This is a genomic window from Sphingomonas sp. (genome assembly GCF_041661825.1).
GTDB lineage: Bacteria > Pseudomonadota > Alphaproteobacteria > Sphingomonadales > Sphingomonadaceae > Sphingomonas.
Genome location: NZ_JBAZTU010000001.1, coordinates 764079 through 788703 on the forward strand (window position 1 = coordinate 764079; position 24625 = coordinate 788703).

At 66.3% G+C, this 24625-nt stretch carries 31 protein-coding genes; 19 read left to right on the forward strand and 12 right to left on the reverse strand.

Annotated elements, in window-relative coordinates; all coding sequences use genetic code 11:
- Window positions 1–459 precede the first annotated feature (459 nt).
- The 4 genes from WC729_RS03340 to WC729_RS03355 are packed head-to-tail and all read left to right on the forward strand — an operon-like array spanning window position 460 to window position 2693.
- Window positions 460–1059, forward strand: a complete 600-nt coding sequence (locus WC729_RS03340; RefSeq protein ID WP_372849511.1) for an FMN-binding negative transcriptional regulator — start codon at window positions 460–462, stop codon at window positions 1057–1059.
- Window positions 1056–1718 carry an HAD-IA family hydrolase gene (locus WC729_RS03345; protein WP_372849513.1) on the forward strand — a complete coding sequence of 221 codons (663 nt, stop codon included), beginning with the start codon at window positions 1056–1058 and terminating at the stop codon, window positions 1716–1718. The genes WC729_RS03340 and WC729_RS03345 overlap by 4 nt, the downstream gene beginning before the upstream one ends.
- Window positions 1715–1936 (forward strand): hypothetical protein, encoded by a 222-nt coding sequence (locus WC729_RS03350; RefSeq protein WP_372849515.1) that lies wholly within the window; start codon window positions 1715–1717, stop codon window positions 1934–1936. Before WC729_RS03345 ends, WC729_RS03350 begins: the two co-directional genes overlap by 4 nt.
- 1 nt (window position 1937) lies before the next feature.
- Complete coding sequence (locus tag WC729_RS03355) at window positions 1938–2693, forward strand: ATP12 family chaperone protein (RefSeq protein ID WP_372849517.1); 756 nt, start codon at window positions 1938–1940, stop codon at window positions 2691–2693.
- On the opposite strand, the gene gmk is transcribed toward WC729_RS03355, so the two are convergent.
- The 4 genes from gmk to WC729_RS03375 all read right to left on the reverse strand — a co-directional run bounded on the left by gmk (window position 2653) and on the right by WC729_RS03375 (window position 5813).
- Complete coding sequence (gmk, locus tag WC729_RS03360) at window positions 2653–3318, reverse strand: guanylate kinase (RefSeq protein WP_372849519.1); 666 nt, start codon at window positions 3316–3318, stop codon at window positions 2653–2655. The genes WC729_RS03355 and gmk overlap by 41 nt on opposite strands.
- Window positions 3319–3369: 51 nt before the next feature.
- A complete protein-coding gene (locus WC729_RS03365; protein ID WP_372849521.1) occupies window positions 3370–3591 on the reverse strand; it encodes a hypothetical protein in 222 nt (73 codons plus the stop codon).
- 85 nt (window positions 3592–3676) lie between these two features.
- The gene (fumC, locus tag WC729_RS03370) at window positions 3677–5062 is read right to left on the reverse strand and encodes a class II fumarate hydratase (protein ID WP_372849523.1); all 1386 of its coding nucleotides are present in this window, start codon (window positions 5060–5062) and stop codon (window positions 3677–3679) included.
- 268 nt (window positions 5063–5330) lie between these two features.
- Window positions 5331–5813 (reverse strand): SspB family protein, encoded by a 483-nt coding sequence (locus WC729_RS03375; protein ID WP_372849525.1) that lies wholly within the window; start codon window positions 5811–5813, stop codon window positions 5331–5333.
- A gap of 86 nt (window positions 5814–5899) precedes the next feature.
- Between WC729_RS03375 and hisB the strand changes: the two genes are divergently transcribed.
- The 8 genes from hisB to WC729_RS03415 all read left to right on the forward strand — a co-directional run bounded on the left by hisB (window position 5900) and on the right by WC729_RS03415 (window position 11388).
- Window positions 5900–6505: an imidazoleglycerol-phosphate dehydratase HisB gene (gene hisB, locus WC729_RS03380; RefSeq protein ID WP_372849527.1), complete on the forward strand. Its 606-nt coding sequence runs from the start codon at window positions 5900–5902 to the stop codon at window positions 6503–6505.
- Window positions 6498–7109 (forward strand): imidazole glycerol phosphate synthase subunit HisH, encoded by a 612-nt coding sequence (gene hisH, locus WC729_RS03385; RefSeq protein ID WP_372849529.1) that lies wholly within the window; start codon window positions 6498–6500, stop codon window positions 7107–7109. The genes hisB and hisH overlap by 8 nt, the downstream gene beginning before the upstream one ends.
- The gene (hisA, locus tag WC729_RS03390; protein WP_372849531.1) at window positions 7106–7840 is read left to right on the forward strand and encodes a 1-(5-phosphoribosyl)-5-[(5-phosphoribosylamino)methylideneamino]imidazole-4-carboxamide isomerase; all 735 of its coding nucleotides are present in this window, start codon (window positions 7106–7108) and stop codon (window positions 7838–7840) included. The genes hisH and hisA overlap by 4 nt, the downstream gene beginning before the upstream one ends.
- A 1-nt stretch (window position 7841) precedes the next feature.
- Entirely contained in the window at window positions 7842–8612 is a 771-nt protein-coding gene (hisF, locus tag WC729_RS03395; RefSeq protein WP_372849533.1) for an imidazole glycerol phosphate synthase subunit HisF, read from the forward strand.
- Window positions 8613–8749: 137 nt separating this feature from the next.
- Window positions 8750–8959, forward strand: coding sequence for a hypothetical protein (locus WC729_RS03400; RefSeq protein ID WP_372849535.1), 210 nt, complete (start codon window positions 8750–8752; stop codon window positions 8957–8959).
- A 31-nt stretch (window positions 8960–8990) separates the two neighbouring features.
- Window positions 8991–9311: a phosphoribosyl-ATP diphosphatase gene (locus tag WC729_RS03405; RefSeq protein WP_372849537.1), complete on the forward strand. Its 321-nt coding sequence runs from the start codon at window positions 8991–8993 to the stop codon at window positions 9309–9311.
- Between the two features lie 16 nt (window positions 9312–9327).
- Window positions 9328–9705: a histidine triad nucleotide-binding protein gene (locus WC729_RS03410; RefSeq protein WP_372849539.1), complete on the forward strand. Its 378-nt coding sequence runs from the start codon at window positions 9328–9330 to the stop codon at window positions 9703–9705.
- A 156-nt stretch (window positions 9706–9861) separates the two neighbouring features.
- Window positions 9862–11388: an amino acid permease gene (locus WC729_RS03415; protein WP_372849541.1), complete on the forward strand. Its 1527-nt coding sequence runs from the start codon at window positions 9862–9864 to the stop codon at window positions 11386–11388.
- Window positions 11389–11468: 80 nt separating this feature from the next.
- Here the strand turns inward: WC729_RS03415 and WC729_RS03420 are convergent, their stop codons facing one another.
- The gene (locus tag WC729_RS03420) at window positions 11469–12467 is read right to left on the reverse strand and encodes an adenosine kinase (RefSeq protein WP_372849543.1); all 999 of its coding nucleotides are present in this window, start codon (window positions 12465–12467) and stop codon (window positions 11469–11471) included.
- A 97-nt stretch (window positions 12468–12564) separates the two neighbouring features.
- Here WC729_RS03420 and WC729_RS03425 point away from each other — a divergent pair, with 97 nt between their 5' ends.
- Window positions 12565–13245: an EI24 domain-containing protein gene (locus tag WC729_RS03425; protein WP_372849545.1), complete on the forward strand. Its 681-nt coding sequence runs from the start codon at window positions 12565–12567 to the stop codon at window positions 13243–13245.
- A 13-nt stretch (window positions 13246–13258) separates the two neighbouring features.
- Window positions 13259–13648 (forward strand): hypothetical protein, encoded by a 390-nt coding sequence (locus WC729_RS03430; protein WP_372849547.1) that lies wholly within the window; start codon window positions 13259–13261, stop codon window positions 13646–13648.
- A 9-nt stretch (window positions 13649–13657) separates the two neighbouring features.
- Here the strand turns inward: WC729_RS03430 and queG are convergent, their stop codons facing one another.
- On the reverse strand, window positions 13658–14785 hold the full coding sequence (gene queG / locus WC729_RS03435; RefSeq protein WP_372849549.1) for a tRNA epoxyqueuosine(34) reductase QueG: 1128 nt from the start codon (window positions 14783–14785) through the stop codon (window positions 13658–13660).
- Window positions 14786–14907: 122 nt separating this feature from the next.
- Between queG and WC729_RS03440 the strand changes: the two genes are divergently transcribed.
- The 3 genes from WC729_RS03440 (at window position 14908) to WC729_RS03450 (ending at window position 18534) form a co-directional block, all read left to right on the forward strand.
- Window positions 14908–15846, forward strand: coding sequence for an ABC transporter ATP-binding protein (locus WC729_RS03440; RefSeq protein ID WP_372850989.1), 939 nt, complete (start codon window positions 14908–14910; stop codon window positions 15844–15846).
- Complete coding sequence (locus WC729_RS03445) at window positions 15843–17084, forward strand: ABC transporter permease (protein ID WP_372849551.1); 1242 nt, start codon at window positions 15843–15845, stop codon at window positions 17082–17084. The genes WC729_RS03440 and WC729_RS03445 overlap by 4 nt, the downstream gene beginning before the upstream one ends.
- Before the next feature lie 208 nt (window positions 17085–17292).
- Window positions 17293–18534, forward strand: a complete 1242-nt coding sequence (locus WC729_RS03450; RefSeq protein ID WP_372849553.1) for a cytochrome P450 — start codon at window positions 17293–17295, stop codon at window positions 18532–18534.
- Between the two features lie 38 nt (window positions 18535–18572).
- Here the strand turns inward: WC729_RS03450 and WC729_RS03455 are convergent, their stop codons facing one another.
- From WC729_RS03455 to WC729_RS03465, 3 genes are read right to left on the reverse strand one after another with little or no spacing between them, the layout of a single operon-like run.
- Complete coding sequence (locus WC729_RS03455; RefSeq protein WP_372849556.1) at window positions 18573–18974, reverse strand: hypothetical protein; 402 nt, start codon at window positions 18972–18974, stop codon at window positions 18573–18575.
- A 1-nt stretch (window position 18975) separates the two neighbouring features.
- Window positions 18976–19872 carry a sigma-70 family RNA polymerase sigma factor gene (locus WC729_RS03460; RefSeq protein ID WP_372849558.1) on the reverse strand — a complete coding sequence of 299 codons (897 nt, stop codon included), beginning with the start codon at window positions 19870–19872 and terminating at the stop codon, window positions 18976–18978.
- Entirely contained in the window at window positions 19859–20323 is a 465-nt protein-coding gene (locus WC729_RS03465; protein WP_372849560.1) for a carboxymuconolactone decarboxylase family protein, read from the reverse strand. Before WC729_RS03465 ends, WC729_RS03460 begins: the two co-directional genes overlap by 14 nt.
- A gap of 182 nt (window positions 20324–20505) precedes the next feature.
- Here WC729_RS03465 and msrB point away from each other — a divergent pair, with 182 nt between their 5' ends.
- Entirely contained in the window at window positions 20506–21003 is a 498-nt protein-coding gene (gene msrB, locus WC729_RS03470) for a peptide-methionine (R)-S-oxide reductase MsrB (protein ID WP_372849562.1), read from the forward strand.
- A 36-nt stretch (window positions 21004–21039) separates the two neighbouring features.
- On the opposite strand, the gene WC729_RS03475 is transcribed toward msrB, so the two are convergent.
- Window positions 21040–21588: a CHAP domain-containing protein gene (locus WC729_RS03475; RefSeq protein WP_372849564.1), complete on the reverse strand. Its 549-nt coding sequence runs from the start codon at window positions 21586–21588 to the stop codon at window positions 21040–21042.
- A 203-nt stretch (window positions 21589–21791) separates the two neighbouring features.
- Here WC729_RS03475 and WC729_RS03480 point away from each other — a divergent pair, with 203 nt between their 5' ends.
- Complete coding sequence (locus WC729_RS03480; protein WP_372849566.1) at window positions 21792–22250, forward strand: hypothetical protein; 459 nt, start codon at window positions 21792–21794, stop codon at window positions 22248–22250.
- A 17-nt stretch (window positions 22251–22267) separates the two neighbouring features.
- Here the strand turns inward: WC729_RS03480 and WC729_RS03485 are convergent, their stop codons facing one another.
- Window positions 22268–23731, reverse strand: coding sequence for an MFS transporter (locus WC729_RS03485; RefSeq protein ID WP_372849568.1), 1464 nt, complete (start codon window positions 23729–23731; stop codon window positions 22268–22270).
- Window positions 23728–24558, reverse strand: coding sequence for an SDR family NAD(P)-dependent oxidoreductase (locus WC729_RS03490; RefSeq protein ID WP_372850991.1), 831 nt, complete (start codon window positions 24556–24558; stop codon window positions 23728–23730). Before WC729_RS03490 ends, WC729_RS03485 begins: the two co-directional genes overlap by 4 nt.
- Between the last annotated feature and the right edge of the window lie 67 nt (window positions 24559–24625).

Genomic DNA, 24625 nt, shown 5'->3' on the forward strand with positions numbered 1-24625 from the left:
ACACCTTGAAAATGTCATGAGGGTCGCTGACATTTTCTCGATCGTATTTAGCTAAATATCTGAATTTACTCGATATTTATCTGGGCAAAATGTCAACTCCCGCAGTGCCTGTGACATTTTGCCGGCAAATGAGGCCAGCGCGCGACGGGTTCAGCGCTGCAATTGGTCGCGAGGATGACCGAGGAGATCGTCTTCTCGACCCCGTCCAGCATGCCAATCGCGTCGGTCAGGTAAACGTGCGGCGCCTGCTTTCTTCCCGGGAGCGCCAACCAAATTCCCTCTCCCAGCGGGAGAGGGAGGGAGGCGCTGAAAGCGGCGGAAGGGTGAGGGCGATCGGTCGGCACTATGCCGCCCTCACCCTCCCACTGCTTCGCAGCGGGCCCCTCCCTCTCCCGCTGGGAGAGGGGAAGAAATAGCCGCGCGATTGATTCCCCCGCCGACGACGCTACGGCCAGTGCCATGCACCCCAACAAGGCCTTCCGCTTCGACAGCGATGCCGCGATGCTCGACTGGGCATTCGCTCGGGGCTTCGCCCATATCGTCGCCGCGACCCCTGAAGGCCCGATGGTTGCTCATGCGCCGATCGTTCCTGCGGGTGACAAGGCCGCCCGTTTCCATATCGCCCGTGCCAACCGGCTGATGCCGCTGCTCGACGGTGCCCGTGTGGTCCTGAGCATCGCCGGGCCGGACGGATATATCACGCCCAACTGGTATGCCGATCCGGTCCAGCAAGTGCCGACCTGGAATTATGTCGCGGTCGAGATCGAAGGCGTTGCCCGCGCCCTCGACGAGCAGGGCCTGATCGAGCAACTCGATACGCTCGCCGCGATCCACGAGCCGCGGGTGATCCCCGAAAACCCCTGGACCCGCGCCAAGATGGACGATGCCCGTTTCCACGCAATGCTGCGCGCGATCATCGGTTTCGAAGTGACGATCGAGGCCGTGCGCGGCACCAACAAGCTCGGGCAGAACAAGAGCGACGCCGACGGGGCCGGCACGATCGATGGCCTCGCGCGCTCCGGTAACACCGCGCTCGCCGATCTTATGAGGAACTCATGACCAACCGCCTTGCCCTGTTCGACTGCGATGGCACGCTCGTCGATAGCCAGGCCAATATCTGCCAGTCGATGGAGGAGGCGTTCCGGATCGGGGGGCTCGTCGCGCCGGAGCGCCATGCGATCCGCCGCATCATCGGCCTGAGCCTGGTCGACGCGGTCGCGGCGCTCAGCCCCGATCTCGACGAAGCGCGGCACCGGGTGCTCGCCGATGATTATAAGGCCAGCTTCTTCTCCTTGCGCGAATCGGGCGCGATGAACGAGGAGCCGCTGTTCGAGGGCATGATCGAGGCGCTCGACGCGCTGGCCAAGGCCGGCTGGCTGTTCGGCGTTGCGACCGGCAAGTCGGATCGTGGCCTTTCCCATATCCTGGCGCATCACGGCATCGCCGACCGGTTCGTCACCTTGCAGACCGCCGATCGCCATCCGTCCAAGCCGCACCCTTCGATGATCGAGCTGGCCATGGCCGAAGCCGACGCCTCGCCCGAAACGACGGTGATGATCGGCGACACCAGTTATGACATGCTGATGGCGCGCGCGGCGGGTACGCGGGCGCTGGGCGTCGCCTGGGGCTATCACCCGCCCGAGGAACTGATCGCAGCAGGAGCGCATGTCGTCGTCACGACGGTGGCGAGCCTGCCCGAGCATATGGAGACGGTATGAGCGACCCCGATACGACCGCCCGCAACCGCTGGCTGGCGATGACGCTCACCCGGGTCGCCGGATCGGCCGGCGCGATCTTCGGCGTCGTGCTGCTCGGGCGCGCCCAAACGCTGGGTCCCAAGATCCTCGGCGTCGCGATCGTGCTGTCGGCGCTGGTGATGATCGCCACCGTGCCGCGCTCGCTCGCCCGGCGCTGGCGGACCCCGCCCGAGGCCTGATGTGAAGCGATTCTGGAAAAACGTCGCGATCGGCGAGGATCGCGGCATCACGCTCGACGGCAAGCCGGTGCGGACGCCCGGCAAGCAGCCGCTGATCCTCCCCACCCCTGCCCTGGCCGAAGCGGTCGCCGACGAATGGCGCGCCGTTGCCGAGGGTGCCTTGATCGATCCGCGCGCGATGCCGCTGACCGGACTTGCCAATGCCGCGATCGAACGAATCGATCCTGCCGCCTTTTCCGCCGCACTCGCCGCGTTCGGGGAGAGCGACCTGCTCTGCTATCGCGCCGAAAGCCCCGACGATCTGGTCGCGCGCCAGGCGGCTTTATGGGACCCGATCCTCGACTGGGCGCGGACTCGCTACGATGTGCATTTCGAGATCGCCTCGGGCGTGATGCACCGCCACCAGCCGCCCGCGACGATCGCGCGGCTGACCGAAGCGGTCGCGGCGCGCAACGCGTGGGAGTTGGCGGGGCTTTCCCCCATCGTCACCATCGGCGGCTCGCTGGTCGCGGCGCTGGCGCTGGACGAGGGCGCGGCGACGGCGGAGCAGATCTGGCGCGCGGTCGAGCTCGACGAGGACTGGCAGGCCGAGCAATGGGGCCGGGACGAACTCTCGCTCGGCGCGCTGGAATCGCGGCGGCGGGATTTCGATGCGGGGGTGCGGTTCCTAACCCTCTTAAGCCCCTCCCCTTCAGGGGAGGGGCTTTTAGGGAGGCCTATTCCCCCGTCGGCGACGTCCGGATCAGCTTGCGGATGAACCCGATGATCCCGGTCTGGCGCGAGCGCTTCAGCCGCTCGGCCGCGAGGATGGTCTTCACGCAGTCGAAGCACTGCTCGACATTGTCGTTGACCAGGACATAGTCGTAGCCGTCCCAATGGCTGACCTCGTTCGCGGCACGGTCCATGCGCGCATCGATCACTTCCGGGGAATCGGTCGCGCGGCGTTCCAGGCGGATGCGCAGCTCGGTCATCGAGGGCGGCAGGATGAAGACGCGGACGATATCGCCCCCGGCGAGCTGGTGAAGCTGCTGCGCCCCCTGCCAGTCGATGTCGAACAGGATGTCGCGGCCCTGCTCGAGCACGTTCCAGACCTGCGCCTTGGGCGTGCCGTAGCGATGGCCGAAGACGTGCGCCCATTCGAGGAATTCATGGTTCGCGACCATCGCGCGGAAGGTTTCGAGGTCGACGAAATGATAATCGACGCCGTCCACCTCGCCCGGCCGCATCGGCCGGGTGGTGTAGGAAACCGAGACGACCAGCTCGGGCTGATCCTCGCGCAGCTTGCGCGCGATCGTCGATTTGCCGGCGCCTGACGGCGAGGAAAGAACGAAGAGTACACCGCGGCGTTTGAAACCGTGCGGATCGGGATCGGAGGCGTCCATGCGCGCTAGTGGCGCGGGCGCCCTGTCTCCGTCAACCCGTCTTACGGCAGATCAGCTTCCGGAAGGGGGCGGACCCAGCACCGAATCGGTGAGTTTGCCCAGGCCGCGGAGCACCAGCCAGCCCACCGCGAAGGTCACCGCGATCGGCACGATCACGCGCGCCGCGGTCACCACGCCCGCGCCGATCAGGGCGCCGTCAACGGTGCTGTCGTCGCCGCTACGCTTGTCGATCGCGCTGCCGATCAGGCCGCCGATGATGGTGCTGGCTTTCATGGGATGTCCCTCCGTTGCGAGGTGAGAGCGCGCGAGCGGGCGGGTGGTTCCGCCCTTAGTTCCTCCCCGGCACGGGGAGGAATTTTCACACCATCGCCTCGGGGCGTACCAGCCGGTCGAACGTCGCGGCATCCACCAGCCCAAGCTCCAGCCCCGCCTCCTTTAAGGTCAGCCCTTCGGCATGGGCGTGCTTGGCGATCTTCGCGGCATTGTCGTAGCCGATCTCGGGCGCGAGCGCGGTGACCAGCATCAACGACCGGTCGACCAGCTCGGCGATGCGCCCGCGATTCGGCTCGAGCCCGTCGACGCAGCGTTCGGCAAAGCCTTCCATGCCGACGCTCAGCAGGTGGATCGAGCGCAGCAGGTTCGCGCCGATCAGCGGCTTGAACACGTTGAGCTCGAGATGCCCCTGCAGTCCGCCGATGGTGATCGCGGCATTGTTGCCCATCACCTGGGCCGACACCATGGTCAGCATCTCGCACTGGGTGGGATTGACCTTGCCCGGCATGATCGAGCTGCCCGGCTCGTTCGCCGGCAGATCGAGCTCACCGATGCCCGAGCGCGGGCCGGAGCCGAGCAGGCGGATATCGTTGGCAATCTTGGTCAGCGCGACCGCCAGCGTGTTGAGCGTGCCCGACAGATGGACGATCGGATCGTTCGAGGCGAGCGCCTCGAACTTGTTCTCGGCGGTGAAGAAGGGGAGTCCGGTCAGCTCGGACAGCTGTGCCGCGATCGCCTCGCCGAAATCCTTGGGCGCATTCAACCCCGTGCCCACTGCCGTGCCGCCCTGCGCGAGCTGGCACATGCCGTGGACAACGCCGGGCGTGACGCGCGCGCGACAGCGATAAAGCTGGTTGGCATAGCCGCCGAATTCCTGGCCTAGCGTGACCGGTGTCGCATCCTGCAGATGCGTGCGGCCGATCTTGACGATATCGGTCCAGGCATTCGCCTTCGCCTCCAGCGCATCGTGCAGCCGGTCGAGCGCGGGGAACAGGCGCTCGGTCGCCGCCATCGCCGCGGCGATATGAAGCGCGGTCGGGAAGCTGTCGTTGGACGACTGGCTCATATTGACGTGATCGTTCGGGTGGACCGGCACCTTGCCGCCCCGCTTGCCCGTCAGCACCTCGTTGGCGCGCCCGGCGATGACTTCGTTGACGTTCATGTTGCTCTGGGTGCCCGAGCCAGTCTGCCAGATGACCAGCGGGAACTGATCGTCGAGCTTCCCTGACGCGACCTCGGCCGCGGCCGCCTCGATCGCGTCCGCGATCTTCGGGTCGAGCCCATGCGCGCGGTTCACTCGCGCCGCGGCCTGCTTCACCAGCGCAAGGGCGTGGACGATGCCGATCGGCATGCGTTCGGTATCGCCGAACGGGAAATTCTCGATCGAGCGCTGAGTCTGCGCGCCCCAATAGGCGTCGGCTGGAACTTCGATGGCGCCGATCGAATCGGTTTCGGTGCGGGTATCAGTCATGTCCACCTTCCGTCATGCCCTATTATCGCCCCTCCCTTTCAAGGGAGGGGTTAGGGGGTGGGTGCGCGCGTCTGCGCGCCCAAAAAGACTCGTCTCACCAAGCTCCACAGCGCCGAGCAGGGGATCGACCCCTGCCCGTCGCTACCCCACCCCTAACCCAGTGTGATCGTCAACCGGGTCAATCATGCCCCCGGCATGATTGAGGGATTGCCGGGGGCAATCCCGACCCGGTTGGCGATCACACTCCTGAAGGGGAGGGGGGATGTAGTTATTTCTTCCGCTTGAAATCCACCGAGACGACGTTCGATCCGTCCTCGACGGGGGTGACGGTCGGGCCGTCATTCTCCGCCTCGTCATGCGGATCGGGGCCCTCGGGGCCTTCCTGCGCCTGGAAGCGCAGCTCGAAATTGACCGACGGGTCGTGGAAGCCCGTCACCGCCGCATAGGGAATGACCAGCTTCGAGGGCACCTGGTTGAAGCTCAGCCCGATCGAGAAGCCGGTGTCGGTGACCAGCAGATCCCAATAGCGGTTCTGCATCACGATGGTCATCTCGTCGGGAAAGCGTTCGATCAGCCGCTGCGGGATGTCGACGCCCGCTGCCTGGGTCTTGAAGGTGATGTAGAAATGATGGTCACCAGGAAGTCCACCATTCTCGGCGACTGAACCGAGCACTCGGCCGACCACGGCGCGCAACGCCTCCTGGACGATCTCGTCATAGGGAATCAGACTATCGGGCAGGCCATCGCTCATGGCGCATGGACTAGCGGCGTTTGGAACCCCGTCAAGATTGCCTGAGCAAGATTGCATGATGGGTGGCGCACGCTATGGGGATGCGCATGCGCACCGCCACCATCTCGCGCTCCACCAAGGAGACGTCGATCGACGTGACCGTCAACCTCGACGGCACCGGCAGCTACACGATCGAGACCGGCATCGGTTTCTTCGATCACATGCTGGAGCAGCTGTCGCGCCATTCGCTGATCGACCTCGAGGTCAAGGCCGTCGGCGATCTGCATATCGACCAGCACCACACGGTCGAGGATGTCGGCATTGCGATCGGCGAAGCGGTCGCCAAGGCACTCGCCGACAAGAAAGGCATCCGCCGGTATGGTGACGCGCTGTCGCCGATGGACGAGACGCTGACCCGCGTCGCGCTCGACATTTCGGGGCGGCCTTATCTCGTGTGGAAATGCGAATTCTCGCAGAAGCGCCTCGGCGAGATGGACACCGAGATGTTCGAGCACTGGTTCCACAGCTTCGCCGGCAGCGCCGGCCTGACACTCCATGTCGAGACGCTGTACGGCAAGAACAACCACCACATCGTCGAGAGCGCGTTCAAGGGCCTTGCCCGGGCGCTGCGCACCGCGGTGGAGATCGATCCGCGCAAGGCGGATGCGATTCCCTCGACCAAGGGGACGCTCGGGGGGGTTGCGGGTGACTGAGACGCTGGCGCTGATCGATTACGGCGCGGGCAATCTCCATTCAGTCGCCAATGCGTTGAAAGCGGCCGGGGCCGGGAATGTCGCCATCACCGATTCCGCCGATCTGGTGGCGCGGGCCGACCGGATCGTGCTCCCCGGCGTGGGCGCGTTCGGGGCCTGTGCCTCGGCGCTGCGCGCGGTGCCCGGCATGGTCGAAGCGATCGACCGCCGCGTGCGGCAGGAGGGCGCGCCGTTCCTCGGGGTCTGTGTCGGCATGCAATTGATGGCCGATGCCGGCGAGGAGAACGGCACTCACCCCGGCCTTGGCTGGATACGCGGCACCGTGCGCCTGCTCACCCCCGGCGATCCCACCGCCAAGGTGCCGCATATGGGGTGGAACGACGTCGTTCCCTCCGAGGCGCACCCGCTGATCGAGCCAGGCGAGGCCTATTTCCTGCACAGCTATGCGTTCGAGGGCGATGACGTGATCGCATCGACCGATCACGCCGGACCCGTCACCGCGGCGATCGGCCGCGACAATATGCTGGGCGTGCAATTCCATCCCGAGAAGAGCCAGCGTTATGGGCTGGAGTTGCTCGCGCGTTTCCTGGAGTGGCGGCCATGAGCCTCATCGTTTTCCCCGCGATCGACCTCAAAGGGGGGCAGGTCGTGCGCCTTGCCGAGGGCGATATGGACCGTGCCACCGTCTATGGCGACGATCCTGCCGCCCAGGCGATGATCTTTGCCGGCCAGGGTGCTGAATATCTCCATGTCGTCGATCTCGACGGCGCCTTTGCCGGCGCCTCGGTCAATGGCGAGGCGGTCAAATCGATCGTCGAGCGTTTCCCCGGCCATGTGCAGCTCGGCGGCGGCATCCGCGACCGCGCGGCGATCGAGCGCTGGTTCGATCTTGGCGTGTCGCGCGTGGTGATCGGTACGGCCGCGCTGGAGAATCCGGAGCTGGTGCGCGCGGCGGCGCGCGATTTCCCCGGCGGTATCGTGGTGGCGGTCGACGCGAAGGACGGCATGGTCGCGACGCGCGGCTGGGCGGATGTCTCGACCGTCGAGGTGATCGACCTCGCCCGCCGCTTCGAGGATGCGGGGGTGGCGTCGCTGCTGTTCACCGATGTCGGGCGCGACGGGATGCTCAAGGGGTGCAATGTCGAGGCGACCGTCGATCTGGCGCGTTCCGTGCGGATTCCGGTGATCGCCTCAGGCGGCGTGAAAGGGATCGCCGAGATCCATGTGCTCGCGCTGCATGCGGTGGACGGGGTCGAAGGCGTCATCACCGGTCGGGCGCTGTATGACGGGCGGCTCGATCTGGCGGCGGCGCTGAGCGTGGCGGCGGCGGCGTAAGATGACCGTCCGCGCGCGCGTCATTCCCTGTCTCGACGTCGCCAATGGCCGCGTCATGAAGGGTGTGAACTTCGTCGATCTGCGCGATGCCGGCGACCCGGTCGAGCAGGCCCGCGCTTATGACGCAGCCGGGGCCGACGAGCTCTGCTTTCTCGATATCACCGCCAGCCACGAGGCGCGCGGCACCATCCTCGACGTGGTGCGTCGCACGGCGGAGGTCTGCTTCATGCCGGTCACCGTCGGCGGCGGGGTGCGCAGCGCCGAGGACGCGCGTGCGCTGCTGCTCGCCGGCGCGGACAAGGTGGCGGTCAACTCCGCTGCCGTCTCGCGGCCCGAAGTGGTGTCCGACATCGCCGACCGCTTCGGCAGCCAGTGCTGCGTCGCCTCGATCGATGCACGGCGCGTCGGCGATCATTGGGAGGTCTTCACCCATGGCGGCCGGCGCGAGACCGGCATCGACGCGGTCGAACACGCCCTGAAGCTGGTCGCACTCGGCGCGGGCGAGCTGCTCGTCACCTCGATGGACCGTGACGGCACGCGGGACGGCTACGACCTGGCGCTGATCCGCACCATTGCCGATCTGGTCGCGGTGCCGGTGGTGGCGTCGGGCGGTGTCGGGGGCCTGCAGGATCTGGTCGCGGGCGTGCTCGATGGTCATGCCAGCGCGGTACTGGCGGCTTCGATCTTCCATTTCGGCGAGGCGAGCATCGCCGATGCGCACGCCGCGCTGGCCGCGGCAGGCGTGCCGGTGCGGACGCCGCTCGCGCTCTGAACCACCCCATCCGTTCGTTTCGAGCGAAGTCGAGAAACCATGCGCAACGCTTGAGGCTCGTTTCTCGACTTCGCTCGAAACGAACGGGAGAGGGTGTCGGGCAACGGAAAGTTAGGAGCCCTCGGATAGGAAAGGCCATGCGTTTCCTCCCCGCCCTTCTCCTCGCCGCCCCCGCCTGGGCCGCACACAGCGGCGTCGCCAAACCGCGCACCAGCCCCGAACTCTCCGACATCGCGCTGTTCGTGATGGCGGCGCTGGGTGTCTGGCTCGTCCGCCGCGCGATGCGCGCGCGGTTCGCGAAGCGCCAGAAGGCCGAAACCCTGAAGGCCAAAACCCTAAAGGATTGACCTTCTCGCCCGTCCGGGGCAGCCCGCGCTGATGGCCGATGATTTCCTCGACACGCTTGAAAGCGTGATCCGCGCGCGCAAGGGCGGCGATCCCGAGACCTCCTATGTCGCCAAGCTCTTCACCAAGGGCCGCGCCAAGATCGCACAAAAGCTGGGCGAGGAAGCGACCGAAACGGTGATCGCCGCGATCAGGGACGACCGCGCCGAGATCACGGGCGAGGCGGCGGACCTGATTTTCCACCTGCTAGTGCTGCTGGCCGATGCCGATGTGTCGCTCGACGACGTGCGTGCCGAGCTGCGTCGTCGGGAGGGTGTGTCGGGGATTGATGAGAAGGCCAGCCGTTCTTCCTGACATCGGAGGGTAATTTATGCCGATCGACGCCACCAAACCCTATGACGACCAGAACATCTTCGCGAAGATCCTGCGCGACGAGATCCCGTCGAAGCGCGTCTATGAGGACGATTTCGCCATCGCCTTCCACGACATCAACCCGCAGGCGCCGACGCACATATTGGTGATCCCGCGCGGCCCCTATGTCTCCTGGGACGATTTCAGCGCCCGCGCCTCGGACGCGGAGATCGCGGGCTTCGTCCGCGCGGTCGGCACCGTCGCGCGCGATGCGGGGCTGGTCGCGTCCGGATACCGCCTGCTCGCCAATACCGGCCTCCAGTCGGGGCAGGAAGTGCCCCACCTCCATGTCCATATCTTCGCCGGCGCGCCGTTGGGGCCGATGCTCGCGCGCTGATGCTTTTCGGCGCGCCGCTACGGCCCTGCGCGTTTGGGGATTGCGCCCCCTTGATTTCAGGCTAGGCTCCCGCGATCGAAAATCGGCGGCGCTCGAGCGCTGCCATCGGCGAAATCCGGCGGCACCGTGGTGCCGCAATTGGGGGATCCCTATTTCATGATATTCGGACGCATCAAATCGCTCGACGCCATTCTGGCGACGGCCGAGAAAAAATCGCTTACGCGATCGCTGGGCGCCTTTCAGCTCACCATGCTCGGCATCGGTGCAGTGATCGGCACCGGCATCTTCGTGCTGACGGCGGAAGCCGCGCAAAAGGCAGGCCCCGGCATGATGGCCTCGTTCATCATCGCCGGCTTCGTCTGCGCCTTCGCCGCGCTCTGCTACGCCGAGATGGCAGCGATGGTGCCGGTTTCCGGCTCCGCTTACACTTATAGCTATGCGGTCATGGGCGAGCTGGTCGCCTGGATGGTCGGCTGGGCGCTGATCCTCGAATATGCCATCGCCGCCGGCGCGGTTTCGGTCGGCTGGTCGGGCTATGTCGTCGGGCTGATCGAACATGCCTTCGGCATCGACATTCCCAATATGCTGGTGCGCGGCCCGTTCGATGGCGGCCTGATCAACCTGCCCGCGATGCTGATCGCGGGGCTGGTCACCTGGCTGCTGGTGATCGGCACCAAGGAAAGCGCCATGGTCAACGCCGTCCTGGTCGCGATCAAGGTCGCGGCGCTGACATTGTTCATCGTGCTCGCCGTGCCCGTCATCAACATGGACCAGTTCACGCCCTTCGCCCCGCTCGGCTTTGCCGGCATCTCGGCTGCGGCTGCCTCGATCTTCTTCGCCTATGTCGGCTTCGATGCGGTTTCGACCGCTGCCGAGGAAACCAAGAACCCGCAACGCAACATGCCGATCGGCCTGATCGGCTCGCTCGGCATCTGCACCATCTTCTACCTGCTCGTCGCCGCCGGCGTCATCGGCAGCGTGGGCGCCCAGCCGGTTTCCGGCCCTGGTGGCGTCGCGCTGCCAACCGGCAGCCCCGAACTCGCCAGCCAGTGCGCCGCGATCAAGGACGCCGCCGTCGTCTGCTCCAAGGAAGCGCTGGCCTGGACGATGCGCGAAATCGGCTGGCCGCAGGTCGGCAACCTGATCGGCCTCGCGGCCGGCCTGGCCCTTCCCTCGGTCATCCTGATGATGATGTTCGGCCAGACCCGCATCTTCTTCGTGATGAGCCGTGACGGCCTGCTTCCTGCCGCTTTCTCCAAGATCCACCCGAAGTTCCACACGCCGCACGTCATCACCATCCTGACCGGCGGGTTCGTAGCGTTGTTCGCAGCGTTCTTCCCGGTCGGCATCCTCGCGGACGTGTCCAATTCCGGCACCTTGTTCGCCTTTGCCGCCGTGTCGATCGCGGTGCTGGTGCTGCGCAAGACCGACCCCGACCGTAGGCGGCCGTTCCGCACGCCGGCTGTGATCGTGATGGCACCGCTCGCCATCATCGGCTGCGTCTATCTGTTCGTCAGCCTCGGCATGCCGACCAAATTGATGTTCGTCGGATGGGCGGCCGTCGGCCTCGTCGTCTATTTCACCTACAGCTACAGCCGCAGCCATGTCGGGCGCGGCCATGTCGAGGTCCATGAGACCGACTCCGATGCGCCGCCGCAGCCGGTGCCGCCGATCGCGGAATAACCGGCTCGGACGGGCAAAAGAAAAGGGGCCGGGGATCACTCCCCGGCCCCTTTTTCGTGGGCATGAAAGACGCTCGGCGCTTAGCCCAGCTTCTCCGCTACCAGCGCCTTCATGTCGCACATCGGCCGCGCGCCGTAATGCGAGATGATCTCCGCCGCGCAGATCGCGCCGAGACGAAGCGACTGCTCCAGGCTCTTGCCCTGCGCCTGGCCCGACAGGAAGCCGGCCGCGAACAGATCGCCCGCGCCGGTGGTGTCGACCACCTTCTCGATCGGCTCCGCCCCGCACGATGCGCGTTGGCCGTTGGAGATGGCGATCGCGCCCTTCTCGCTGCGCGTCACCACCAGGGTCGGCACCTGCGCCGCCGCCGCTGCGACCGCTGCCTCGAAATCCTCGGTCTCCATCAGCGCGAGGATCTCGGCCTCGTTGGCGAACATGATATCGACCAGGCCCTTGGCCATCAGGTCGCGGAAATCGCCGCCATGACGCGAGATGCAGAACACGTCGCTGAGCGTGAAGGCGACCTTGCGGCCGGCCTTGCGCGCAACCTCGATCGCGGCACGCATCGCCTTGCGTGGTTCCTCGGGATCCCAGAGATAGCCTTCGAGATAGAGGATCGCGCCCGAGGCGATCAGGTCGCGGTCGAGCGCGCTCTCGGGCAGGAACTGCGACGCGCCGAGAAAGGTGTTCATCGTTCGCTGGCCGTCGGGCGTGACGAAGATCAGGCAGCGTGCGGTGGTCGGCTCGCCGTCGCGCGCTTCAGTGGTGAAGGTAACGCCGGTCGCGCGGATATCGTGCGCGAACACTTCGCCGAGCTGGTCGTTGGCGACCTGGCCGATGAACCCCGCGGTGCCGCCGAGCGCTGCGATCGCCGCGACGGTGTTCGCCGCCGAACCGCCGCTCGCCTCGATCCCCGGGCCCATCTTGGCATAGAGCGCATCAGCCTCGGCCGGCGAGAACATCAGCTGCATCGAGCCCTTGGCCATGCCCTGCTCAGTGATGAACGCGTCTTCGGCCTGGGAAAGCACGTCGACGATCGCGTTGCCGATCGCAACCACGTCATAGGTTGGGCTGGTCAAGTCAGTCTCCTGGATGGGAATACGGGCCGGCCGTAAAGGCGCGCGCAGGAGAGCGCAACAGTCTGGACTTGAGGGCGCGCGTCATTACACCGGCCCGATGCTCCGTGCCTTCTTCCTGTCCGTCGGCCAGCTCGGCGATCCGAAGATCATCAAGGTCTTCCTGAAATCGCTTGGGGTGACGCTGGTGCTGCTCGCCTTGTTCGGCGTGGCGATGTGGTACGGCGCGCAGGGCCTGGTCGCCTGGATGGGCGCCGGGGTCGAGACCGGCGGCTGGGTCGGCGTCGCGACGGTGCTGCTGTGGCTGAGCGTCGCCTTCTTCCTGTTTCGCGCGATCGCCATTGCGGTGGTCGGGATCTTCGCTGACGATGTCGTGGCAGCGGTCGAAGCGAAACATTATCCCGAGGCGCTGGCCGAAGCGCGCGACGTGCCGTTCGGGCGCTCGGTAAGGATGGGGCTCGGCTCGGCCGGGCGGCTGATCCTGATCAACCTCGCGGTATCGCCGCTCTATCTGCTGCTGCTGATCACCGGGGTCGGCACGGCGTTGCTCTTCTTCATCGTCAATGGCTGGCTGCTCGGCCAGGACCTGGGAGAAATGGTTGCCGCGCGCCATGTCCCTCACAAGGGCATGAAGAACTGGCGCGGTTCGACCAGCTTCCAGCGTTTCACACTCGGGCTTGCCGGCACCGCCTTGTTCCTGGTGCCGATCCTCAACCTGGTCGCGCCGGTACTCGGCGCGGCGATGGCGACTCATCTGTTCCATGGAAGACGGCGCGTATGAAGGTGTTTGCGTCATGAAGAGACTGGCCCTCGCGGTCCTGCCGGCGCTGATGCTCGCCGGCTGCGGCGGGGCGGGCGTAGCGCCCCGCCCCGCCCGCGCGGCGCCGGTGCCGATCCCGATTCCCATTCCCGGCGGCACTGCGGCGGGTCTCGACCGGGTGATCGGGCAGACCGGCAATACTCTGATCGGCCTGTTCGGCCAGCCCGCCGCCGATGTGCGCGAAGGCAATGCGCGCAAACTCCAGTTCGGCAACGCGATCTGCGTGCTGGATGCGTATCTCTATCCCAAGGGGCGCGGGGAAGCGGTGGTTACCTATGTGGATGCGCGGCAGACCAATGGGAGCCCGATCGACCGGGCGAGCTGCGTAGGCGCGTTGAGCGTGGGACGGACCGGGGTGCGGTAGCGCGCTTTTCTAGACCTCCCACTCCGTTTTCACCGTTTCGTCCGTTTCCACTGCCAATCGAGCAGCCCGCTCCGCAGCGAACCGCCCCGCGTCCAGCCGCCCCAGCGCCCAGACCGCCGCCCCGCGCACGACCGCCGCCGCGTCCCCCAGCAACTCCGCCACCGGCTCCACCAACGCAGCCGCCTCGCTGTTCCCCGCCGCGATCAGGCAATTCCGCACCATCCGGTCGCGCCCGATCCGCTTGATCGGCGACCCCGCAAATACCTCCCGAAAGCTCGCATCATCCAGCGCCAGCAAATCGGCCAAGGCCGGTGCCGCCAGTTCGGCGCGCGGCGCAAAGGCCTTGTTCGCGCTCGCCGCCGCGGCGAACTTGTTCCATGGGCACACCGCCAGGCAATCGTCGCAGCCATAGATCCGATTGCCCATCGCCGCGCGGAATTCATGCGGGATCGGCCCGGCATGCTCGATCGTCAGATAGGAAATGCACCGCCGCGCATCGAGCCGATAGGGCGCCGGGAACGCATCGGTCGGGCAGGCCGTCTGGCACGCGTCGCACGATCCGCAGGTCTGGCGGCCCGGCGCGTCCGGTATCAGGTCGAGCGTGGTGTAGATCGCGCCCAGGAACAGCCAGCTGCCATGCTCCCGGCTGACGAGATTGGTGTGCTTGCCCTGCCAGCCAAGCCCCGCCGCCTCGGCCAGCGGCTTCTCCATCACCGGGGCGGTGTCGACGAACACCTTCAGGTCCACGTCCTTCACCTCGGCGACCAGCCAGCGTGCCAACGCCTTCAGCGCGCGCTTCACCACATCGTGATAATCGGCACCCTGCGCATAGACCGAGATGCGGCCCTTATCCCCCTCGCCTGCCAGCGCCAGCGGATCGACGGCGGGCGCATAGCTCATGCCCAGCGAGATCACGCTCTTCACCTCGGGCCACAACCCGGCAGGGCTCTCGCGGTGATGCGCGCGCGCCTCCATCCAGATCATGTCGCCATGCATGTCCTCGCTCAGCCATTGGCGGAGCCGCTCGGCGGTACGCGGCGCGGCGTCCGCCCGCGCGATCCCGCACGCCGCGAAGCCGAACTCGGCCGCCTTGGCGTTCAGCCGTTCGTTGAGGGCAATCTCGTCACGCACGCGCATCCGCTACCATAGCGGCCGGAAAAAGGGACCTCTCCTGAGTGTCGAGAGGTCGAGACACATTAACGAACCGCTGGTATCTGGCCTGTGACGTCCCGTTCGGGGCGAACGGAAGGTGAGACTTGATAACCGACAATCTGGCGATCAGCGCCACCGGGCTGGTCAAGAAATTCGGCGGCCGCCGCGTCGTGGACGGCGTCGATATCGCAGTGCCCAAGGGCCTGATCTACGGCGTGCTTGGCCCGAATGGCGCCGGCAAGACGACCACCCTGCGCATGCTGCTCGGCATCATCGAGCCGGATGGCGGGACGCGCACGCTGCTCGGCCATGAACGCCCGCGCGAAGTGAGCGACCGGGTCGGCTATCTGCCCGAGGAACGCGGGCTGTATCCCGCGATGAAGGCGAAGGACGCCATCGCCTTCATGGGTGCGCTGCGCGGCCTCGATCTCAAGACCGGCCGCAAGCGCGCGGTCGCGCTGATGGAAGGCGCCGGCCTTGGCCACGCCGTCGACAGCAAGATCCGCAAACTCTCGAAGGGCATGGCGCAGCTCGTCCAGTTGCTCGGCTCGGTCGTGCACGAACCCGATCTGCTTGTGCTCGACGAGCCTTTTTCCGGCCTCGATCCGGTCAACCAGGACCGGCTCGAAGCGCTGATCGTCGCCCAGCGCGATCGTGGCGCTACCATCCTCTTCTCCACGCATGTCATGGCCCATGCCGAGCGGCTGTGCGACCGGCTGACCATCATCGCCGGCGGCAAGGCGCGGTTCGAGGGCACGGTGGCGGACGCGCGCGGCAAGCTGCCGATGCGCGCCCATTATGTGCCGCACCATGACGGCGCTGGCATCCAGGCATTGCTGCCGCCCGATGCCGAGCGCGACGGCGATGGCTGGCGCTTCGTCGTGCCCGACAGCGGGGTGGAGGATGTCCTGAAACGGCTGATCGACGGGGGTTTCGGCATCTCCGGCCTCGCGATGGAGCGGCCCGGCCTGCACGATGCGTTCGTCCGCATCGTCGGCCCCGATGCCCTGAAGGATCAGGCCGAAGATATTGAGGTGGCAGCATGAGCACCTCTCCTCCCGGCAATCTGCGCCGCCTCGTCCGCCAGACCTTGACCATCGCGCGGCGCGATTTCGTCGCGACCGTGTTCACGCCGATGTTCCTGGTGTTCCTGTTCACGCCGGTGCTGATGCTGTCCTTCGGGCTGATCGGCGGCATGGGCGCCTCGTCGGTCACCAGCGCCTCGGTCGAGAAGGCCAGCATCGTCGCGATCGTCGATCCGGCGCAGCAGGAAGCGATGCGCGCGGCCGATACGCGCCTGCGCCAGCTCTATGCCCGCGACGACCGCCCGCCCGCCCTTGTCATGCAGGTGCCGACCGACAATCCCGCCGGCCAGGCGCATGTCGCGTTCAGCGACCGCGGCAGCGACGCCTCCGCGGCGATGTTCGGCGAGCTGACGCGCCCGACGATCCTTTACGGCGGCTTCGGCCGCCGCGACGCCAACTTCCTCGCCCAGCTTGCCGAGGAAACGCTGCGCATGAAAAAGAGCGGTACCACCGCGCTCAGCACGCCGACTCTCACGTCGATCGCGCGCGCCGCGCCCACTCCGACGGGCAACAAGCGCTCCGCCTTCTTCGCGGTGTTCGGCATCTTCTTCCTCACCCTGTTCCTTGCCGGCCAGGCAGTCGGCACCATGGCCGAGGAACGCAGCAACAAGGTGGTCGAGATCCTCGCTGCCGCGGTGCCGCTCGAGGCAGTGTTCTTCGGCAAGCTGATCGGCATGTTCGGGTCGGCGCTGCTGTTCATCGGCTTCTGGGGCACACTCGCCAGCCAGATCGACGTGCTGGTGCCCAACGCGCTTGGCGCCGCCTTCCGCGACATCGGCCCGGCGGTCGGCATGCCGGTCTTCTCGCTGCTGTTCGTCGCCTATTTCGCCATGGCCTATATGCTGCTCGGCGCCGTGTTCATGGGCGTCGGCGCGCAGGCGAGCACCCCGCGCGAGCTGCAGCTGCTCTCGCTGCCGATCACCATCCTGCAGATCATCATCTTCGGCCTGTCGGTCCAGGCGGTGTCGAGGCCCGACAGCTGGATGGCGATCGCGGTGGAGATTTTTCCGTTCAGTTCGCCCTATGCGATGGCCGGGCGCGCGGCGAACCTGCCGGATCTCTGGCCGCATCTCGCGGCCCTCGCCTGGCAATTGCTGTGGGTCGCGATCGTCATCGCCATCGCCGCCCGCGCCTTCCGTCGCGGCGTGCTGCAATCGGGCAGCGGCAAGATCAACTGGAAGGGGTTGATCGGGCGATAAGCCCAAACGTCATGCCGGACTTGTTCCGGCATCCATCGCGCCGCACCCGCAACGGATGTTACGTACGCGGTATCATGGACCCCGGAACAAGTCCGGGGTGACGAATATGGCTTGGCCGCCGCCAGCCAACATCTCGCCGATTCCGTTGCAAAACGCTATTGACACAGATGTTAGCTAAGGCTCTCTTCCACCCAAAGGAGAGCTGACAATGGCGACACAGGCGCTGGACATGGTCGAAACGGCGGTCGATCCGCTCGATGTGAGCCGGCCGGAGCTCTACCGCGACGATGTGTGGCAGGCGCCGTTCCGCCAGCTCCGCGCCGAATCCCCGGTCCATTATGTCGAGCAGTCGGGCTTCGGCCCCTATTGGTCGGTCTCGACCTACAAGCCGATCGTCCAGGTCGAATCGCTGCCGGACATCTATTCCTCCCAGGCCGGCGGCATCACGCTCGCCGATTTCATCGAACATTCGCCGACCGATGTGCGCATGCCGATGTTCATCGCGATGGACCGACCCAAGCATACCGGCCAGCGCCGCACCGTCGCCCCTGCCTTCACGCCGAGCGAGATGGTCCGCCTCTCCGACAATATCCGCACCCGCACCGCCGAGATCCTCGACAGCCTGGAGTGGAACAAGGAGTTCGACTGGGTCGATACCGTCTCGATCGAGTTGACCACGCAGATGCTCGCGATCCTGTTCGACTTCCCGTGGGAGGACCGGCGCAAGCTGACCTTCTGGTCCGACTGGGCCGGCGATATCGAGCTGGTGAAGACCGAGGAGCTGCGCCTCGAACGCCTCAAGCACATGTATGAGTGCGGCGGCTATTTCCAGAATCTGTGGAACCAGAAGCTCGGCAAGGAACCCACGCCCGACCTGATCTCGATGATGATGCATTCGGACGCCATGGCCGAGATGGACCAGATGGAGTTCCTCGGGAACCTGATCCTGCTGATCGTCGGCGGCAACGACACGACGCGCAACTCGATGACCGCCGCGGCCTACGGCCTCGACCTGTTCCCGGACGAGCGCGCCAAGCTGGAGGGCGACCCGTCGCTGATCCACAACACCGTGCAGGAGATCATCCGCTGGCAGACCCCGCTCGCCCATATGCGCCGCACCGCGACCGAGGACACCGAGCTGGAAGGCCAGCAGATCAAGGCCGGCGACAAGCTCGCGCTCTGGTATCTCTCGGCCAATCGCGATGAGAGCGTGTTCGAGAATGCCGACAAGATCATCGTCGACCGCGCCAATGCGCGGCGGCACCTGGCGTTTGGCCACGGCATTCACCGTTGCGTCGGCGCGCGGCTCGCGGAGCTGCAGATCGCGACGTTGCTCGAGGAAATGGCCAAGCGGCGCATGCGCGTGAACGTGGTCGGCGAGCCCGAGCGTGTCGCCGCCTGCTTCGTCCATGGCTATCGCAAACTGCCGGTCGAGATCAGCAAATACTGATCTATCTCCCTCTCCCAGTGGGAGAGGGAGACAAGCGACTAGGCGAGTTGGCTGCGCTCCCGCATCGCCCAAACCGTAAACCCGACCCCGATGATCGCCGGCAAGGTCACCGCCGGAAAGTCCCGCGCGATGGCGGAGGTGCCGCAGATACCCACCGCCACCTCCCACAAATGAAACAGCGCGTGCCCCGCGAGCCAGAAGCTCGCCGCGCCCCATAAGGGAACCCGCATCGCCGGCCGCGCGGCGCCCCAGATAAAGGCCGCGCCGATCAGCGCGAAGATCAGCCCGATGTCGCGGATGAAATGCTGGTTGAAGGGGCCGGTGGTGGTGACGCCCGGCACCGCGAAATACCAGTCGGCCGGCACGGCGAGCATGATCAGGCCGTTGGCAATCGCGCCGAGCCCGAGGATCGCCGCGAGAATCGGAACCGTGTTGCGCATCTCATTGTCCTCCAGGAAGGGCGGCCTGCGCCTGGCCGAAGGCGAGCGCGACATGGGCCAGCTTGTCGGGGTTGCGCATGATGTAGATCGCCGCGATCCGGCCGTCGCGGATCTCCAGCGCCGTGGTCTGCAGCAATTGTCCGCGATCGATGCTGACATAGCCGGGCAGCCCGTCGATCGAGACCGGCTTCAGCATGACCGGCCGATAGGCATGTTTTCGCGCCAGCCCCGCGAACATGCGCAGCACCTTGGCGACGCCCAGGATCGGGTTGCGGAAAGCGAGCACGCGCCCGCCGCCATCGGAATAGACCGCCACATCCTCCGCCAGCATCGACTGGAGCGCAGCGACATCGCCGTCGCGCGCCGCCGCGAAGAAGGCGCGGGAAATCCGGTCCGCCTCCGCCTGCTCGACCGGATAGCGGGGCCGCGCGGTCTGGACGTGCTTGCGCGCCCGTACGGCCATCTGGCGGACCGCGCCCGCGTCGCGGTCGAGCGTCCCCGCCACCTCGCTCAACGCAACGCCGAACACGTCGTGCAGCAGGAAGGCGGCGCGCTCCAGCGGCGACAGCCGTTCGAGCGCGAGCATCAGGGTGAGGGTCAGGTCGTCGGCCTGCTCGTCCTCGGTCGAACCGACCAGCGGTTCGGGCAGCCAGGCGCCGTAATAGGTTTCGCGCCGCGCCCGTGCCGAGCGCATCTGGTCGAGGCACAGCCGGGTCACGATGCGGGTGAGATACGCGGCCGGCACATCGACCGATTCCTCGACTCGCGACCAGCGCAGCCACGCGTCCTGCACCACATCCTCGGCCTCGGAGACCGAGCCGAGCATGCGATAGGCGAGGCGCAGCAGCCGGGGCCGCTGCGCCTCGAACGCTGAAGCTGCCGGGTCAGGCGGCGACACGGGCACGGTCCACCGGATGCGGCGCGCGGAAGCCGACCTGCAGCCGGTTCCACACATTGATCGACCCGATCAGGAAAGTCAGCGCGACCTGCTCCTCGTCCGTGAAATTGGCCTTTACCGGCTCGTAGTCGGCATCCGGCGCGTGGGTTTCCGAAAGGCGGGTCAGCGCCTCGGTCCAGCCCAGAGCGGCGCGTTCGCGGTCGCTGTAGAGCGTCGATTCACGCCATGCCGGCAGCATGTACAGCCGCATCTCGGTCTCGCCCGCTTCGCGCAGATGAGTCGAATGCATGTGGATGCAGAAGGCGCAGCCGTTCATCTGCGACGCGCGCAGCCGGACGAAATTCTGCAGGACAGGTTCCAGCGTCGACGCCTCGAAGCTCGCCTCGAGCGCCTGCATTGCCTTGACGCTCTCGGGGGCGAGCATGTGGGGGTTGCGCAAACGTGGGGTCATTGTCTGTCTCCAGGCGTGCACCATGCACGCATGCAGACATGACGGGATAGCCCCGGCGAGTGTGACATGAGGGTGGGAATTTATTTTCGTACGGGCTCGCTCGCGCGACTGCCTCCGTCTGCATCTCGTTCAGGCAACAACGCGTACCTATATCCGCATCACCGCTACGCCCGAGGACGATCATGACCCCAGACCGCCGCAGCTTCCTGACCCTTGCCGGCACCAGCGCCGCTGCCTTTGCGCTGTTCGGTTGCCGCGGCAGCGCCTCCGCCGGGCCGCCCGAAACGTTCGACGTGACGATGACGGATGCGCAGTGGAAGGCGAAGCTTTCCCCCGCCGCCTATCGCACGCTGCGCCACGAGGCGACCGAGACGCCGTTCACCAGCCCGCTCAACAACGAGCACCGCGCCGGCATCTTCTCCTGCGCCGGCTGCGCGCTGCCGCTCTATTCGTCGAAGACCAAGTTCGAGAGCGGCACCGGCTGGCCGAGCTTCTGGGCGCCGCTGGAGAATGCAGTGCGGACGCGCGAGGACCGCACGCTCGGCTTCTCGCGCGTCGAGGTCCATTGTCGGCGGTGCGGCGGGCATCTCGGCCATGTGTTCGACGACGGGCCGAAGCCGACCGGCAAGCGTTACTGCATGAATGGCGTGGCGATGACGTTCAAGCCGGGGAAGGTTTGACCCCCATCCTCTCCCTTGACGGGAGAGGGAAAGATTTCAGAAGCTGATCTCGTCCGAGCCGCCGAGCGACGCGATCGTCAGCGGTGCGATCGGCTCCTGCGTCTCGGTCTCGATCATATCGGTGCTGGCGTCGCGGTCCGAATAGATGAAGCCCTTGGTCGGGTACGAGCTGGTGCCGAGGCCGCCATTCGGGCCGTACCACACCTTGACCAGGCTCCAGTCGCCGGCCTCGGACACGTCGACCGCGCGGACGTTGCGCTCGATCCCGCCGCGGCGCGACCAGTTGGCATGAGTCAGCAGGACCTCGCGATCGCTGACGACTTCGCTCACCATCGCGACATGGCCGAGACGCATCTTGCCGGTCGAGGAGAAAGCAAGGACGGCGCCAACCTTGGGCGCATGGCCGCGAGCGTAACGGCCGGCCGCCTGGCTCCACCAGGTGTTCGCGTTGCCATGGATCGAGATGCCGGAAATGGTGCGGGCATAAGGGGCGCACTGCCAGAACTGCGCCATTGCGGGGGTCGTTGCCATCAGGCTGCACGAAACCACCAGCGCAAAACGCGCTGCAAACGCCCGGAAATTCATGTGGCCCCCTCAGGTCCCGCTAAACTCGTGAGCCTCTAAAAGCAGGTCGGGCCGGCAGGGGGAACCCCACCGCCCCGACGAATGGAACCTTTTAGGACGAACCGTGTTTACGAGGCGATGACTGCCCCTCGTCGCACGCCGATCGGCGCGCCCGGAGCAATGCGCGCTCGCCAAGTCGCCGCATCATCGGTAGAATCACTTATATGAAATCTCTCGTCCCGGCCCTGTGCCTGCTCCTTCTCGCCTGTTCGGACCGGAGCGGCGCCGGCGGCAACGACAATGTCCTGCTGAACGAGAACGAAGCGGCGGTCGCGCTGAGCCCCGGCACGCAACCGGTGCGGATCGGCGAAGGCGGCCCGGCCTTCCAGGCCTGCAACAGCCTGGGCCGGGTAGTGAACCTGCCCAGCGACGAAGCCTATCTGCCGGTCCGGGCCGCGCCCTTCGCCGAAGCCGACGAGCTGATGCGGCTCGAGGCCGGCGCCCAGCTGCGCGTCTGCACCCGCTCGATCGACCAGCGCTGGATGGGCGTGGTCGTCGCGCCGAAGGAAGCGCCCGACACGGATTGCGGCGTCGCGACGCCGGTCGCCGCGCCCCGGGCCTATACCGGGCCGTGCAAATCGGGCTGGGTATCGAGCGCTTTCATCCGCCTGATCGCGGGTTAGGGTTCAAACCCTGGACCTCAGGGCGCGTGCGGTGCGCCTTCGCGTTCCGCCGCCGCGGTGCTCCGCGCAAGCCGCGCCTCATGCTCCGCCCGACCGAACGGAAAGCGCGAATAGCAGAGCCCGGCCAGGCCGTAGAACAACAGCTCCAGGCAGATGAAGACGATGGTCAGCCGGTCGATCGTCGCGACGGGCACCATGCCCGGTTTGGCCGCGGCCGGGAACGCCGCGAAGGCCAGGATCGCCCCGGCCATGAAGATGCCGAGCCCACCGACCATCTTCTGGACGAAGAAGCCGCCGGCAAAGAAGACGCCTTCGGACCTTTTGCCCGTGCGCGTCTCCGATTCCTCCACCACATCGGCCAGCATCGCCGCGCCCAGGATGAAGGCGCCCACGCTGCACGCCGTGTTGACCATGAAGATCACCAGCAGGATCGGCAGCATCAGCGGCGACCCCGGCTCCGGGAACAGCCCCAGCAGTCGCAGGATATAGGGCGAGACCAGCAAGGTCGCGCTGACGAAGGACAGCATCATGCCGACGCGCGGCTTGTTGCCGCCCCTGGTCAGCATCGGCGCGATGAAGAAGGCGCCGACCGCGCCGAGCAGCAGCGCCAGCGACAACCATTGATAGTCGCTCCCCTGGAACTGCCAGACATAGGAATACATGTAGTTGGACAGCGCGAACGACACGCCCTGCGCGGTATAGGCGAACACCCCTGCCGCCATCAGGACCAGGAAGGCCTTGTTCGAGATGGTCGCGCGGAACTGCGCGAAATGTTCGCCGAAGCTCGCGGTCGATTTCGGCACCTTGGGCAGATGCTTGATCTCGTGATGCAGGCCGATCGACGAGATGATGATCGACAATGCCATGACGATCGCGGCGAACAGCGCCATGCGCGAATAGCCATCGGCATTCTGCAGCCCGTTTGGATGAGTCGCATCCGGCACCAGGAATACGCCATAAGCCAGCGACAGCATCGCCAGCCCCCCGCCCCAGCCGAACAGATAGCGATAGGAGAAGAGCCGGGTCCGCTCGTCATAGTCGGAGCTGAGCTCCGGCCCGAGCGCCGACGACGGAATCTCGAAGGCCGAGAGCGCAATGCGCACCAGAAGCGCGCTACCGAACACGTAGAAAAGCGTCGCCGTCTCCGACCATTCGGGCGGATTCCACAAGAGCAGCCAGCCGATCGCAACCGGCAACGCCGAGGCGTACATCCAGGGATGGCGCCGGCCCCAGCGGCTGCGCGTGTGATCGGAGAAATAGCCGACTGCGGGATCGACGAACGCCTCGACCACCAGCGCACACATGATCGCAATGCCGACGGTGCTCGCCGGCAGGCCGATCACCTGATTGTAGAACAGCAGCAGGAAGGTGGCGAAGCCATTGTCCTTCACGCCGTACGCGATCGATCCGATACCGAACGACCAGCGGCTCCGCGCGCCAAGTTTGCGCGGCGGCGGCGCGGCGATCAGGGCGCCACTCAAGACGCGAACTGCTGCAGCGCGGAGAACAGGGACGGCGCCTCGGCATCCCAGCTGTGGCGCGGTCCGATCGTCATGCCGCCGTCGACGGTGATGTGCGTACCGGTGACGAAACTCGCGTCGTCGCTCGCAAGATAGGCGACCGCAGCGGCGATATCCTCGGCCTTTCCGGCGCGCTGCAGGGGCTGGGCATGCGTCGCTATACCGCGAATCATGTCGTTGGCCATGGCGCGTTTCTCGCCATCGATGCTTAACGCCGCAGTGAAGATGTTCGTCGTGATGAAGCCCGGGCAGACCGCGTTCACCCGAATATTGTACCGCGACAGATCCGCCGCCGCCATGGTCGTCAGGTGCAGCACGCCCGCCTTCGCCACTGAATAGGCCGTCGGCGCCGCACCGGTCTGCAGCGCCGCGATGGAAGCAGTGTTGACGATCGCCCCGCCACCGCGCGCGATCATCAATGGCGCGGCATAACGAATGCCCATCGCGACCGATCGCAGCAGCAGCGCCTGAGTCCGGTCCCAGTCCTCGGCCGAGATCTCCTCGATCGGATCGCGCGATCCGCCCGCGCCGGCATTGTTGAACACGACGTCCAGGCCGCCCGCCGCATCCGCCGCCGCCATCAACGCCGCGATGTCCTCGACCTTCATCACGTCGGTGCGCAGGAAATGGATTCGCCCGTTCGACGTGGCGGCGACATCCTCTCCGCCCGCTTCGTCGATATCGCCGATCCACACCTCTGCGCCCTCCTCGACGAGCCGCAGCGCCGTCGCGCGGCCGATCCCCGAAGCGCCGCCGGTCACCACGGCGCGCTTGCCTGAAAAGCGCATTCTATTCTCCTGCATCTCGATTTTGGTCAGCATAGTATGGCCCCTGACCCGGTCAATGCGGCCTTTT